The sequence below is a fragment of the Gordonia insulae genome (assembly GCF_003855095.1).
Lineage (GTDB): Bacteria > Actinomycetota > Actinomycetes > Mycobacteriales > Mycobacteriaceae > Gordonia > Gordonia insulae.
In genome coordinates this window covers 4,650,782-4,664,121 of record NZ_CP033972.1, presented here as the reverse complement: position 1 = coordinate 4,664,121, position 13,340 = coordinate 4,650,782, and the positions used below count along the sequence as shown (strand labels likewise).

The following is a 13,340-nucleotide window of genomic DNA, read 5'->3' as shown; positions in this document are numbered from 1 at the left end:
CCATACATAGTGTCTAGATGTGGTGTCAATCACTCTTCTGAGTGCCGTTCACTCACGTCCCCGACCACTTCGGAGCACGCTTCTCGGCAAACGCCCGCGGACCTTCCTTGGCATCCTCACTTGCGAACACCTTACGAATCGCGGCTCGGTTGACCGCCCACGAATCGTCGTCCCAGCCGCGCTGCGACTTCGACGTCTCGTGCATGACGCGCTTGCTCTCCTCCACGGCGACCGGTGCGTTGGCGGCGATCACAGCGGCGAGTACGAGCGCGACATCGAGGGCGGTCCCCGCGGGAGCGACCGCATTGACCAGGCCCAGTTCGTAAGCCCGCGGCGCAGAGACCGGTCGGCCGGTGAGCGCGATCTCCGCGGCTATCTTCTGTGGAACCTGACGGTGGATCCTGAGAAGTCCACCGGCCGCGGCGATGAGTCCTCGCCGAACCTCGGGCAAACCCACCGAGGCCTCCTCGTCAATGACGGCGAGGTCGGCAGCCAGGACGATCTCGGTGCCGCCTCCCAGGGCGAATCCGTTGACGGCGGCGATGATCGGCTTGGGGATCCAGTGGCGCACAATGCCTGCGAAATCCCACTCGCGATGATCCGGGTCGTCGATCCGGCGACCCGACGCGATCTCCTTGAGATCCGCTCCCGCACAGAATGCCCGGCCGGCACCGGTCAGGACGACCACCCGGACGTCCTTGTCGTCGGCGGCACGCTCCAGAGCAGCACCCGCCGCGATCGACAGTGCCGAGTTGACGGCGTTCAGAGCATCCGGCCGGTTCAGCGTGACGATGGCGACGTGATCACGCACGTCGTATCGGACAACGGATTCGTGTGCATCGGTGGTGTTCATCGGACTCCTCATCGCCGTCGGCTCTGTCATAGGTCGAGAACCAGTCGCTTGGAACAACTCCGTGAGACACAGACCATCATGCAGTCGTTCTCGGCCTGTTCCTCGTCGGTCAACACCGAATCACGGTGATCCGGAACGCCTTCCAACACCCCGGTCTCGCACGTACCGCAGGTGCCCTCCCGGCAGGAGAAGTCGGCGTCGACGCCCTCACGCAGCAGTGCGTCCAGCACGGATTCGTCCTCCCCGACGGTGATCTCGCGTCCACCTTCGCCGAGTACCACCTCGAATGTCGTTCCGGCCGTGTCGGTGTCGACTCGCGCCTTCGGCGCGAATCGTTCGACATGCAATTCGATGTCGTCGCGTGTAGCACACAGGGACTCCGTGGCATCGAGCAACGGCTCGGGACCACAGCAGTACACCGCGGTCCCTGGCTGCACCGTCTGCAGAGCGGCCGCGAGGTCGAGCAGTCCGAACTCGTCTTGCGGCCGCACCAGAACCTGGTCCGGATGGCGCTCTGCCAGGTCGTGCGCGAAGGCCATCCCCGATCGGGTTCGCCCGCCGAACAGAAGAGTCCACTCGGCGCCCGACGACTCCGCCTGCGCGATCATCGGGATCAGAGGGGTGATACCGATACCCCCGGCGACGAAAAGATATGCGGAATTGTCAACGAGGGGAAAGTGATTGCGCGGACCCTTGACGTCGATGATGTCGCCGACCTCGACCTCGTCGTGTACGCGTCGGGATCCACCTCGACCGCCGGACTCGCGCAGGATGGCGATCCGGAGTCGGGAGCGGTCGGAGACCTCTCCGCACAGGGAGTACTGGCGGATCGTGTCATCGTCGAGGACCAGGTCGATGTGCGATCCGGGTTGCCAGTCGGGCACCGTGCCGCCGTCGGGGTCGGCCAAGCTCAGAGAGACCACACCGTCGGCCACCGACTCCTTGGTGACCACCTGCATCTTGTGGTGGACATGCTCCGGGTTCTGGGCCATGGCAGCTCTCTGTCGGTGGTGCTGGACGGTCGCGTTAATCTTAAGGTATTAGATTAATTGGATCAACCGCGCCATCCGACCCCCACCCCGATCCACCGGATGGCCTGCACACGGAGGAATCATCATGACCGCGCACCCACAGACACAGTCCGCGTCGATCCAGGATTTCTTCCGGCTCGACGGTCGGGTCGCGATCGTGACAGGTGCCGGCTCGGGACTCGGCGCCGGGATCGCCGTCGCGCTGGCCGAGTCGGGTGCCGACGTCGTCATCACCGGACGACGACCCGATCCGCTGACGTCCGTCGCGGAGGACATCCGCCGACTCGGCCGTCGCGCCCTGCCCGTGCCGACAGACGTGACCGACCCCGAGCAGTGCGACGCAAGCGTGCGCGGAACGTTGGAGGAGTTCGGCCGGGTCGACATCCTGGTCAACAATGCCGGCGTCACGCATACGTCGCCCGCGACACGGGAACGCCCCGACGACTTCCGCTCGGTACTCGACGTGAATCTGCTCGGGAGCTATTGGATGGCGCAGGCATGCGCGCGGGTGATGGAGCCCGGCTCCAGCATCGTGAACGTGGCCAGCATGCTCGGCCTGATCGCGTCGTCACTGCCCCAGGCTGCATACACCTCGAGCAAGGCCGGTGTCATTGGTCTGACGCGGGACCTGTCACAACAATGGTCGGGGCGTAAAGGGATTCGGGTCAACTCGATCGCACCCGGATTCGTCGAGACCGACATGATCGCGCAGATGACCGATCAGACTCGCAGCGAGTTCCTCCGCGGCTGCCCCATGGGCCGGATGGGCACCCAGCGCGAGATCGACGCCGCCGTGGTCTTTCTCGCGGGGCCGGGCGCCTCGTACATCACCGGATCGACCCTCGCCGTGGACGGCGGCACGTCGGGTCACTGAGCGGGCGCGCGTACGGTCACGAGAAAGCCGGTGGCGGATTGCTGGTCTCACCGACCTGATAGCAGGAGTGCGCGTCCTCCTGCTCGAACCCCAGCAACCGGCACATCCGCACGGCCGAGGCATCGTCGGGATCGATCCGCAACATCGAGACCTGGACACCGGCATCTTTCTGCCGCTCCATGGCCGCCACCAGCAACACGCCGCCGAGGCCGCGGCCACGCGCGCCCGGGTCGAGGACGACGGCATGGACGGGCGCAGCACGGAGTTCCAGGTGGATTCGCTGATCAGTCGAATACCAGACGAACCCGACGATCCGACCGGCGTCGTCACGCGCCTCGATCACCTGCCCCCCGCCCCGACCGACATCGGACTCGAGCCGTTCGCGTTGTGCGTCGGGAAGTGCCGCACGACCGAGGATGTCGACGACCGCGGCGTCCCCGCCGGCAAGCTCTCGGGGCTCTCCGACGACGAGGCCGTCGGGGATCTCGGGTCGGTCGATCGGCAGGGCAAACGGTCCGGTCAGATGCCGGACCACCGTCCACTGGCGACTGACCGCGGGGACATCGAAGCGTTTCGTGAGGCGCTCCGACGCCGGGTGGGTCGAGTATGCCCAGCACCGCAACGCCGTTGCACCCGAGCCGTCCCAGCCACGCACACCGCCGACGTCCAGTCCGATCTCTTCGACGAGCAACGTGGTGATGCCGCGGGAACGGTAGTCGGGATGAACCACGTAGGACACCGTGCCGAGTCCTTCGTCGTCGACGAACAGGTGGAGGTAGGCGACGACGACCATCGGACCGTCCTCCTGCGGACCCAGATCACGGCGGGCCTTGATCGCCAGGTGGCGGACGGTCCCGCTGCCGTCGTCGGCGGCCCGGACGATCTCAGGGTCGATATGGGCGAAGCCGGCTTCCTCGTCGTAGTCGGTCGCGGCGGCGACGAGTTCGAGGACTGCATCGAGGTCGTCGTCGGACAGCTTCGGACGCCACTCGTACGAGATCATCGGTCGAACACTCCTGTCACAGCGAACACACCTATCGCTTTTCGGTATACACCCCCGCGCGGGGCTACGGACCGGAACGGTTTAAACCTACAGCAGTTAGGTATAGGATCTCCACATGCAGAGTGATCTCTTCGACGCCGACCACGAACTCTTCGGAGAATCGGTCCGCGGTTTCGTGACCAAGAACGTCGTACCCAACCTCGAGAAATGGGATGCCGACCGCCTGATCGACCGGGAGACGTGGCGCGCTGCCGGCGCCCAGGGAATTCTCGGGCTCGCGGCGCCCGCAGAGTACGGGGGCCCCGGCGAGACCGACTACCGATTCCGGGTCGTCATCCAGTCGGAGATCGCGAGAGTCGGCGCCTCCGCACTTCAGTCCGGGTTCTCCACCAACGACGACATCGTCTTAAACTACCTTCTCCGGCACGCCGACGACGAGCAGAAACGACGGTGGGTGCCCGGTTTCGTCACCGGCGAGACGATCGGCGCCATCGCGATGTCGGAACCGGGCGCGGGCAGTGACCTGCGCGCCGTCACCACAACGGCTCGACGTTCCGGTGACGATTGGGTCATCAACGGGTCGAAGACGTTCATCACCAGCGGCATCCTCGCCGATCTGGTGATCGTCTTCGCGAAGACCGATACCGAGGCCGGCTCCCGGGGTTTCAGCTTGTTCGTCGTCGAGGACGGGATGCCCGGCTTCACCCGGGGCCGCAAGCTCGACAAGGTCGGCCTGCATGCGCAGGACACCGCGGAACTCTCGTTCGACGACGTCCGTGTCCCGATGGAGAATCTGCTCGGCGAGGAAGGTGCGGGCTTCGCGTACCTCATGCAGAGCCTCCCGCTGGAACGCCTCGGCATCGGGATCGCTGCGCAGATGTCGGCGGAGGCAGTGCTCGGCTGGACGCTCGACTACGTCAAGGAGCGCACTGCGTTCGGGAAGCGGATCGGCGAGTTCCAGGGCCTCGGCTTCACCCTCGCCGACCTGCAGACCTCCGTCGAGGTCTCCCGCGCATACCTCGACCGCTGCGTCCGCGAACACAACAAGGGAACTCTCACCGCAGTCGATGCGGCCAAGGCCAAGTTGTGGGCGACCGAGCTGCAGGGCCGTGTCGTCGATGCCGGTGTGCAGTTGCACGGCGGATACGGCTACATGATGGAGTACCCGGTGGCCAAGGCCTACATCGACTCTCGGATCCAACGAATCTACGGTGGCACCAACGAGATCATGAAAGAGATCATCCACCGGGATCTGATCAAGAAGTAGGCCTCGCCACAACGGCGGCCACCGGCGCGTCGCGGGTGTCCGATCCGCGCGGGCGTGGTCGAGACGACAACCCGATCACGCCCGCCGCACCGGCCGCCAGCCCGCCGATCACGAAGACCACCGTGTACGCCGCCGCAGACGCGAGCTCGTGGCCGACTCCCGTCATCGTGGCGAACAATGACGCAACCGTAGCGCTCGCGATAGAGCTACCGATGATCCGCGCAATCGCGTTGACACCGTTGACGGTTGCCGTCTCGGATGCGGGGACCGCATCGGTGAGCAGCGACGGCAGGGTCGCGTACGCGCCGCTCACGAAGATGTTGACCACCACTGCCGCGACGATGAGTTGCCACGGCTGATCGCGCCCCACGGCGAGCATCGCGAATGCGACGACGCCGCAGGCGCACACAGCGGCGAGAACACGGGAAGCACGGAATCGATGGATCAGACGCCCACTCAGTGCGGCCGCGATCACCCCCGCGATGGACCCGGGCAGCAGAAACGCCACACTCGCCCCGAAGACGCTGACCCCGAACCCGTATCCGGTCACCTCGGGATCCGCTTGGACGAACTGTGCGATCCCGAGGAACTGGACGTACATCGCCGCACCGACCAGCACCGCGGCGATGTGGGCAGGGGTGACGCCTCGGCCCGAAAGAGATCCGGGCGGCACCAGTGGATCCGGAGTGCGCCGCTCGTGGACGTACCAGAGGACGAGGCAGCCCAGTCCTCCGAGAGCGAGCGGGACCATCAGGATCGGACCGCGTCGGGGCCCTTCCGCCAGGGCGATCAGCAACGCGCACAATCCGATCGCCAGGAGAACCGCTCCCACGACGTCGAACCCGCGACCGGTCGACTCGGGTGTCGGGGTCCGGGGAACCGCTGCGCCGACCAGGACCAGAGAGGTGATCGCGAGCGCCAGCAGCATCCAGAAGACCCGGCGGTAGGACCCGTCACCGGCGACCAGGACGCCTGCCGCCACCATGCCCAGCCCGGCACCACCGGCCATGATCCCCGACATCAGCCCGATCGCGTGGGTGAGGCGACGCTCGTCCATGATCATCCGCAGGACCGCCACACCGATCGGGAAGATGGCGAACGCCGAACCCTGCAGCACCCGGCCGACGATCAGGACGGGCAGGCTCGGCGCCACCACGCACAACACCGAACCGACGACGACCACCACCAGGGTGCCGATCAACACCGGCCGCCCACCGCGACGGTCGGCGATCCGGCCGAGCACGGGCGTACACACCGCCGCCGACAAGAGATTTGCGGTGAGGACCCAGCCGATCGCCGTCGGCCCGACCGACAGTTGATCGGTCATCGTCGGGATCACCGGAACGACTGCGGCCTGCAGAACCGACAGGGTCATGACGGCGCAGCACAGCGCCACGACCACACGGCGCGACGACCGTGCGCTGCCCTCACCCGTCATTTCGCCACCCCACTCGTGCCGCACACCTTAAACCTTATATCATTAGTTTAATCCGGCGACGACCGTCGCCGAGGACAGGAGAGGCAGATGCCAGACACCACAACAGCCGTCCGGCTCCGCGGTGACGGGGTCACCTTGGCTGCTGACCGGTGGGATCCCGTGGACCCGCCGCGCAAGGGGATCGCGCTCCTTCTCCACGGCGGCGGTCAGACGCGACACTCCTGGCAGCACACCGGCCGACGACTCGCCGATCATGGCTGGACCGCGATCACGATCGATGCCCGCGGCCACGGCGAGAGCGACTGGGCCGACGACGGCGACTACTCGATCTCGGCTCACGCCCGCGACCTGGCCGCCGTTGTGGCAGGACTTGATTCCCGCCCGGTACTCGTCGGCGCGTCACTCGGAGGGATGACCTCGCTGATCGCGCAGGGCACCGACCCGACACTCGCCCGCGCGCTCGTCCTCGTCGACATCACCCCCCGTGCGGAACCCGAAGGGCTGGAGAAGATCAGCTCGTTCATGCACGACGGACTGGCCGGCTTCGATTCGCTGGAGGACGCCGCAGCCGCGGTCTCCGCCTACAACCCCCATCGCCGGCGCCCGCCACGGCCGGACGGCCTCCGGAAGAACCTGCGACTGCGCGACGGCCGGTGGTACTGGCACTGGGACCCGAGAGTGCTCACCGATCGCGCCAACGGACCGGAGAACGCCGGCGTCCGCGAGGAACAGGCGCGCGACGCCGCCCGGTCGATCACGGTACCGACCCTCCTGATCCGCGGTGCCCAGTCCGACGTCGTCAGCGCTGAGGGAGCACGCGATCTGCTGGAGCTGATCCCCGCTGCGCGGCAGATCGACGTCAGCGGTGCCGGGCACATGGTCAGCGGAGACGACAACGATGTCCTCAGCGAGGGACTCATCGAGTTCCTCGACGACGTGTGATTCCCGATAGCTAGCGGGTCGCAGCGACCTCGGTCGACGACGTATCTTCCGCACCGGGTTGCAGTACCCCCGAGCGCACCAGATCATCGATCTCGTTGTCGCCCAGACCGAGTAGGTCCGCAACGATCTCCCGTGTGTGTTGCCCGGCGAGCGGCGCCTGTCGGGCAGGCGGGTCGGCGATGTCGTCGAAGACGGCCACGCGAGCGGATGCGGGCAGATCGGCGAAGAGCAGGTCGTGACCGATCGTCGTGAAGGAACCACGATGGGTGAGCTGCGGATCGGTCAGCAACTGCGGAAGCCGCAGCATCGCGCCGGCCGGCACGCCCACGGACTGAAGTGTCGCGGCGGCATCCTGCGGATCACGAGCGCTCAGCCACGCCGCGACCGCGGCGTCCACCTCGGCGCGGTGTTCGAGGCGCTGCTCCCTGGTCGCGAGGCGGCCGTCATCGGCAAGATCTGGTCTGTCGATGATGCCGCACAACGCTTTCCACTCATCGTCGTCGCGGACCGTGACGGCACACCACTCGTCGTCGCCGGCGCACGGGAACACTCCGCTCGGGGCAGCGTACGGGTCGCTGTTGCCCGGCGCGGTGACCGTACCCGGCCGCAGTCCCTCGGTGACCAGTTGGACTCCGAGTTGAACCAGTGCCGTGTCCGCTTGGGCGACTTCGAGGTTCGTACCACGGCCGGTGTTCCGGCGGTCGATCAGCGCGGCGAGCACAGCGATCGCCGCGACGTGGGCGGCGATGTGATCGGGATAGACCGTCTGCCCGTCGCAGAGCAACTCGGCGTCGTCGGGGTAGCGCCACAGCGCCGACACACCGCACGACGCACGTACCAGCGGACCGTAGCCGAGACGGGTGCGCCACGGCCCCGTGCTGCCAAAGGAGCTCGACTCCGACACCACGATGCGGGGATTGATCTTCGCAAGACTCTCGTACGAGAAGCCCATCGACGCAAGTGTTCCAGGCTTGAAGTTGGCGAGGACGACGTCTGCGCCGGCGACCAGCCGACGGAACAGGTCTGCACCCTCGGGGCTACGCAGGTCGACGCCGAGACTGCGCTTGTTGCGATGCCCCCACGCGACCGAGGCGGCCAGTGCGGACCCCCGCTTGGACTGCCGGAGGCCGTCCGGAAAATCAGCGTTCTCGATCTTGATCACGTCGGCGCCGTAATCCGCGAACTGTCGACTCAGTTCTGCGCCGAACACGATCACGCCGAGATCGAGGACCCGCAGTCCGGCGAGCGGGGCCGCGGATCTGTCGCCTGAACCGACGACCGGGCGTTCGCGTGGCGCGATGTCGATGTCGTCCTGCTCGCCGAGCTGCGGTGCGCGCGTTCGTATGCCGGCACGCTCGCCTCCGATGCTGATGTAGCCGGAGGGAACCCGGGCATGCATGCCCGGGGCGATCTCGGTGTCGATCAACGATCCTGAGGCATCGAAGTGCTCGGTGGCGAGAACCTCCGTCAATGTGTGCACACCACCGACGGGTACCCCGCGGCGTGCGCCTTCGGCGACCAACTCGTCCTGTGTGTGCGTGGCGAACAGTTCGGCGATCAGGGGATGCAGTGTGTCGGCGGCCGCGAAGCGGGCCGGGATGGTGTCGAACCTCGGATCGGCGAACGCCTCCGGCGAGCCGAGCCACTCGAACATCGCACGCCACTGCCGCTTGGCGAGCAGACAGATCCGCACGTGACCGTCCTTGCAGGCGAACACGGGGTAGAAGTTCGCTGCATCCGGCCGACCCCGCGGATAGTCCTCCGACCGTCCTGCGGCCGCGGAACCCTGCGTCCCGAATCCCGGGTCGAAGCCGTGGACGATCGCCTCGAACGCCGACAGATCCACCGTATCGCCGTACCCGCTCACGACTTTTCGGTGATAGGCGAGGAGTGCCGCCCATGCGATGTGGGCGCCGACGGATTCCTCCACCAGACCCGCCGGCGGGAGGAGGGGCTCGACTCCGGGGGCACCGGACCGCGACAGCACCCCGGACATCGCGTAGAGCACCGGTTCGGTCGCCACCCAGTCGCGGTAGGGACCGGTCTGCCCGAAACCGCTGACCGATACCCACACCAGTCCGGGAACCAGGGACCGGAGGTCCTCGGCCCCGAGACCGTGATCGGCGAGCAGACCCGGTCGTTGCGACTCGATCAGGATGTCCGATCGTTGCGCCAGTTCGCGCAACCGACTCGGGCCGGCCTCGTTGTCGAGGTCCAGCGTGATGCTGAGTTTGTTGGCATTGCGCAGGGCGAACGGAACACTCACACCGTCGATCACCGGCTCGGCCGCGCGTGAGCGCGAGCCCACCGACGGCTCGATACGGATCACCTCGGCGCCGAGATCGGCCAGGTAGCGGCCCGCGGACTCACCGAGTCCCTCGGTGAGGTCGAGAACGCGCACACCGCGAAGTGGAAGGGTCATCGCTGATCTCCGATCGAACGTGTTCTGTCTCAGCGGAAGTAGACGGACTTGGTGGCCTGGTAGGGCGCCAGGCCCTCGGGGCCGAGTTCGCGGCCGAGGCCGGATGCCTTGACACCACCGAACGGGGCGGCCAGATCGAGTGCGTAGTGATTCACGCCGACGGTTCCGCTCTGGATGCGATCAGCGATCGACAGGCCGCGCACCTCATCGGTGGTCCACACCGTCCCGCCGAGCCCGTAATCCGAGTCATTGGCGATGGCGACGGCCTCGTCGTCGTCGGCGTACGGGGTGATCGTCAGCACCGGACCGAAGATCTCCTCCTGCGCGATCCGGGCTCCGTTGTCGACACCCTCGAAGACGGTCGGAGCCACATACCATCCGGTGGCCTGGTCCTCGGGAGTGCCGCCACCGGTGGTGATCCGATGACCTTCGGCGCGACCGGATTCGATGTAGCCGAGCACTCGATCCCGCTGGGCCCCGCTGACGAGCGGACCCACCTGGGTGGCCGTGTCCAGCGGATCACCGATCCGCAGAGCGCGCACGGTGTCGGTGACCACGTCGACGACCTCGCCGTATCGACTGCGGGGAGCCAGGATTCGCGTGCTGGCATGGCAGGTCTGGCCGTTGTTCACCAGGGACACCCCGAGCAGATTGGCGGCGAACACATCCAGATCGGCGTCCTCTGCGACGATCGCGGCCGATTTGCCTCCGAGTTCGAGGGTGACCGGACGTAGCAGTCGCCCGCAGACCTCCCCGATCGCCCGGCCCGCCGGCGTCGACCCGGTGAAGGCGACCTTGTCGATCCCGGGATGTTCGACGAGGTATGCGCTGACCTCACGACCGGCGGGCACGATGTTCAGAACGCCTGGCGGCAGGCCCGCCTCGACGGCTGCGTCGGCGAAGACGTAAGCGTCGAGCGCGGTTTCCGGGGCGGGTTTGAGGACGACCGTACAGCCCGCGGCGAGAGCGGGCGCGATCTTCATCGCCGCGAGGGACTGCGGATAGTTCCACGGGGTGATGGCCGCGACGACACCGACCGCCTCACGTCGAACCACTGTGCGGCCGCCGAGCGCGCTGGGACGAACGTCGTCCGCCTCCTGCTTGCGGATCAGATCGGCGTAGTACCGCAGCATGAGCCCCGGCGCATAGCCGTTCACCCCGACCGACAACGCGATCGGCATGCCGTTCTCCCGACTCGTGAGAGCCGCGGTCTCCTTGGCGCGACCCTTCAACGCCGCGGCGAAACGCTCGAGATGATCGGCGCGTTCGCCGACGGACAGCGCGCGCCAGGACGGCAGCGCTCGGCGTGCGGCCGAGACGGCGGCGTCGACATCGGCCTGCTGCGCGAGTGCGGCGGTGCCGAGGACCTTTTCGGTCGCGGCCTCGATCACGTCGTAGGTGGCGGCGCCGGTCGGGTCGACCCACTGGCCGTCGGTGAACAGGCTGCGCCGATCCAGGGTTGTGTCCATGTCGATCCTTCGCGTCGTGTCGGGCGAGTGGCGGTCAGAGAGTGTCGTGGTGTCCGAAGAGCGTCGAGCTGACCAGTGGCGCCATCGGTCCTCCGATGAACAGCGATGTCCTGGCTCCCTCAACGGGATTCGTGGACGTTCCACGGATCTGCCGCACGGCCTCGACGGCCAGACCCGCACCGTTGACGAACGAGTCGGCGATGTTGCCACCGCTGGTGTTGACGGGCAGTTTGCCGAGTCCCGCGCTCAAGTTGTCCACGGTGAGTACGCTGCCCGCTGCGGGGCCGGTCGGCGCCAGCCCGTGATCGATGAGGGCGGCGACCGCCGGACCGCTGAAGTTCTCATAGACCTGCACGACGTCGACGTCGTCGGGGCCGAGACCGGCTGCGGCCCAGAGACGATCGGCGACCCCGGGCCGTTCCGGTCGACCCGCGAAACCCGCACTGGTGTAGAGATCGTCATTGTCGATGATCGACGAATAGCCACCGGGCGCCCCTTGCGCGCCGGCAAGCACATACGCGGCGTCGGACCGCAGGGTTTTGGCCCGCTCAGCAGAGACCAGCACCAGCGCCACCGCGCCGTCATTCTCCCTGGAGCAGTCGAACAGGTGAAACGGCTCCGCGATCATCCGCGACGCATCGTAGGTCTCCTCGTCGAGCGGCTTGCCGTACCCGGCGGCGGTCGGATTGTTCTGTGCGTGCCGGTATGCGGCGAGCACCAACGCCCGCATGGCTTCTCGGGGCACGCCGTCGTGCTCGAGCAGCCGCTGCGTGCGCAGCGCACACACCTGCGCGGGTGACCCGATGCCGTGCGCGAGATAGTGGGATCCGTAGAAGTACTTGGCGTAGCCGAGACGTCCGGTGTCGTCCTGCGACATCGAGCGGTACACGACGACGCACTCTGCTTGCCCGGCCGCGATCGCGACCGCGGCGTTGTTGATCGCCGCCGCGACGGTGCCACCGCCGCCGCCCCACATCATGTTCGACCACCGCACGTCGTGGACGCCGAGCGCGCCCCCGATGGTGGCACCGTCGTGACCGCCGCCGGCATAGGAGACGAAACCGTCGAGCTCGCGAGGCGAGATCCCGGCATCTGTGCAGGCCGAGACAACTGCCTCCAGCGTCATCCGCAGCTCGCCGTGCGGCGCCTCGCCACGTTTGTAGTGCAGCTCGGAGACACCGACGACCGCGGTGGTCCCCCGCAACGCGATTCCGCTCATGACTGCGTCCCTTCGCGTCGACGCCACCGCAGCAGCGGCCACGTCGCGCCCTCGTCGAGTTCGATGTGTCCGACGACCTGCTCCCCGATCTGCACATCGGTGTCGTCGCCGGTCAGAATGCCGAGCACGCGCCGGTTGTCCGCTCCGGGCAGTTCGACGAGAACGGTCACGTACGGCAGCCGATCGGCGAGTTCGGCGATGAACGGGGTGTGGCTGCGAGCCCAGCTGTAGACCGTGCCCACTGCTTCCACCGCCTCCCATCCGGGATCGAACGTGTGGCAGGTGGCGCAGATCCACTGTGGACCCCAGATCCATCGAGCGCAGTTCCCGCACCGCTGCAGGCGAAGCTCACCAGCGAGGAGACCGTCCCAGTACTCTCGGTCGAGCCCGTCCGCGGCCGGCCCCCACGGGAGGTCGCGCACGACGGTGTCGGCGGTCATGCCGTCGCTCCGGGCACGGGGAAGTTCTCCAGCGCCGCGGCCTTCCACTCTCCGTCGCGGAGTTCCCAGATCGATCGCAACCCGATCACGCCGTCTCCGGTGTCATAGATCGTCTCGCCGATCTGTCGCTCCCCGTCGAGCCGTACGTCCTTGATCTCGAACCCGTTCACCGCACCGCGCGGCACGGCGACCCCTTCGAACACGGCGGGGATGTTCTCCTGCACCATGTCGGCGATCGCCGCCTTCATGTCCCCCGACACGACATGCCCCACGTGACGCTCATACAGCGTGCGGAAGTCTTCTGCAGCCATTCGATTCTCCTTGATCCACCGGCGCCGTCGGCGCACTGCGACGCAGTGCGCCGACTCGCCATTAACCTTAA

At 67.1% G+C, this 13,340-nt stretch carries 12 protein-coding genes; 3 read left to right on the top strand and 9 right to left on the bottom strand.

Features of this window, described 5'->3' with window-relative positions; all coding sequences use genetic code 11:
• Nucleotides 1-52 precede the first annotated feature (52 nt).
• Complete coding sequence (locus D7316_RS21260) at nt 53-853, bottom strand: crotonase/enoyl-CoA hydratase family protein (RefSeq protein ID WP_197718282.1); 801 nt, start codon at nt 851-853, stop codon at nt 53-55.
• A gap of 26 nt (nt 854-879) precedes the next feature.
• Nucleotides 880-1,845, bottom strand: a complete 966-nt coding sequence (locus D7316_RS21255; RefSeq protein WP_124710024.1) for a PDR/VanB family oxidoreductase — start codon at nt 1,843-1,845, stop codon at nt 880-882.
• A gap of 124 nt (nt 1,846-1,969) precedes the next feature.
• Between D7316_RS21255 and D7316_RS21250 the strand changes: the two genes are divergently transcribed.
• The gene (locus D7316_RS21250) at nt 1,970-2,758 is read left to right on the top strand and encodes an SDR family NAD(P)-dependent oxidoreductase (RefSeq protein WP_124710023.1); all 789 of its coding nucleotides are present in this window, start codon (nt 1,970-1,972) and stop codon (nt 2,756-2,758) included.
• 16 nt (nt 2,759-2,774) lie between these two features.
• On the opposite strand, the gene D7316_RS21245 is transcribed toward D7316_RS21250, so the two are convergent.
• Nucleotides 2,775-3,761, bottom strand: a complete 987-nt coding sequence (locus D7316_RS21245) for a GNAT family N-acetyltransferase (RefSeq protein WP_124710022.1) — start codon at nt 3,759-3,761, stop codon at nt 2,775-2,777.
• Nucleotides 3,762-3,876: 115 nt separating this feature from the next.
• Between D7316_RS21245 and D7316_RS21240 the strand changes: the two genes are divergently transcribed.
• Nucleotides 3,877-5,028, top strand: a complete 1,152-nt coding sequence (locus tag D7316_RS21240) for an acyl-CoA dehydrogenase family protein (RefSeq protein WP_124710021.1) — start codon at nt 3,877-3,879, stop codon at nt 5,026-5,028.
• Here D7316_RS21240 and D7316_RS21235 read toward each other — a convergent pair.
• Complete coding sequence (locus D7316_RS21235; protein WP_124710020.1) at nt 5,018-6,466, bottom strand: MFS transporter; 1,449 nt, start codon at nt 6,464-6,466, stop codon at nt 5,018-5,020. The two genes, D7316_RS21240 and D7316_RS21235, sit on opposite strands and share 11 nt — an antisense overlap.
• A gap of 87 nt (nt 6,467-6,553) precedes the next feature.
• On the opposite strand from D7316_RS21235, the gene D7316_RS21230 reads away from it, so the two are divergent.
• A complete protein-coding gene (locus D7316_RS21230) occupies nt 6,554-7,408 on the top strand; it encodes an alpha/beta fold hydrolase (RefSeq protein WP_124710019.1) in 855 nt (284 codons plus the stop codon).
• Between the two features lie 10 nt (nt 7,409-7,418).
• Here D7316_RS21230 and D7316_RS21225 read toward each other — a convergent pair whose 3' ends face one another.
• From D7316_RS21225 to D7316_RS21205, 5 genes are read right to left on the bottom strand one after another with little or no spacing between them, the layout of a single operon-like run.
• Nucleotides 7,419-9,830, bottom strand: coding sequence for a CaiB/BaiF CoA transferase family protein (locus D7316_RS21225; protein ID WP_124710018.1), 2,412 nt, complete (start codon nt 9,828-9,830; stop codon nt 7,419-7,421).
• Between the two features lie 29 nt (nt 9,831-9,859).
• Complete coding sequence (locus D7316_RS21220) at nt 9,860-11,299, bottom strand: aldehyde dehydrogenase (protein ID WP_124710017.1); 1,440 nt, start codon at nt 11,297-11,299, stop codon at nt 9,860-9,862.
• A gap of 34 nt (nt 11,300-11,333) precedes the next feature.
• The gene (locus tag D7316_RS21215) at nt 11,334-12,518 is read right to left on the bottom strand and encodes a thiolase C-terminal domain-containing protein (protein ID WP_124710016.1); all 1,185 of its coding nucleotides are present in this window, start codon (nt 12,516-12,518) and stop codon (nt 11,334-11,336) included.
• The gene (locus D7316_RS21210) at nt 12,515-12,958 is read right to left on the bottom strand and encodes a Zn-ribbon domain-containing OB-fold protein (protein ID WP_124710015.1); all 444 of its coding nucleotides are present in this window, start codon (nt 12,956-12,958) and stop codon (nt 12,515-12,517) included. Before D7316_RS21210 ends, D7316_RS21215 begins: the two co-directional genes overlap by 4 nt.
• Nucleotides 12,955-13,269, bottom strand: coding sequence for a hypothetical protein (locus D7316_RS21205; protein WP_124710014.1), 315 nt, complete (start codon nt 13,267-13,269; stop codon nt 12,955-12,957). Before D7316_RS21205 ends, D7316_RS21210 begins: the two co-directional genes overlap by 4 nt.
• Between the last annotated feature and the right edge of the window lie 71 nt (nt 13,270-13,340).

Coding starts and splice junctions, on each gene's coding strand:
- D7316_RS21235 (WP_124710020.1), bottom strand. CDS start 6,466: ATGACGGGTGAGGGCAGCGCACGGTCGTCGCGCCGTGTGGTCGTGGCG.
- D7316_RS21225 (WP_124710018.1), bottom strand. CDS start 9,830: ATGACCCTTCCACTTCGCGGTGTGCGCGTTCTCGACCTCACCGAGGGA.
- D7316_RS21210 (WP_124710015.1), bottom strand. CDS start 12,958: ATGACCGCCGACACCGTCGTGCGCGACCTCCCGTGGGGGCCGGCCGCG.
- D7316_RS21215 (WP_124710016.1), bottom strand. CDS start 12,518: ATGAGCGGAATCGCGTTGCGGGGGACCACCGCGGTCGTCGGTGTCTCC.
- D7316_RS21240 (WP_124710021.1), top strand. CDS start 3,877: ATGCAGAGTGATCTCTTCGACGCCGACCACGAACTCTTCGGAGAATCG.
- D7316_RS21245 (WP_124710022.1), bottom strand. CDS start 3,761: ATGATCTCGTACGAGTGGCGTCCGAAGCTGTCCGACGACGACCTCGAT.
- D7316_RS21230 (WP_124710019.1), top strand. CDS start 6,554: ATGCCAGACACCACAACAGCCGTCCGGCTCCGCGGTGACGGGGTCACC.
- D7316_RS21260 (WP_197718282.1), bottom strand. CDS start 853: ATGAACACCACCGATGCACACGAATCCGTTGTCCGATACGACGTGCGT.
- D7316_RS21250 (WP_124710023.1), top strand. CDS start 1,970: ATGACCGCGCACCCACAGACACAGTCCGCGTCGATCCAGGATTTCTTC.
- D7316_RS21220 (WP_124710017.1), bottom strand. CDS start 11,299: ATGGACACAACCCTGGATCGGCGCAGCCTGTTCACCGACGGCCAGTGG.
- D7316_RS21255 (WP_124710024.1), bottom strand. CDS start 1,845: ATGGCCCAGAACCCGGAGCATGTCCACCACAAGATGCAGGTGGTCACC.
- D7316_RS21205 (WP_124710014.1), bottom strand. CDS start 13,269: ATGGCTGCAGAAGACTTCCGCACGCTGTATGAGCGTCACGTGGGGCAT.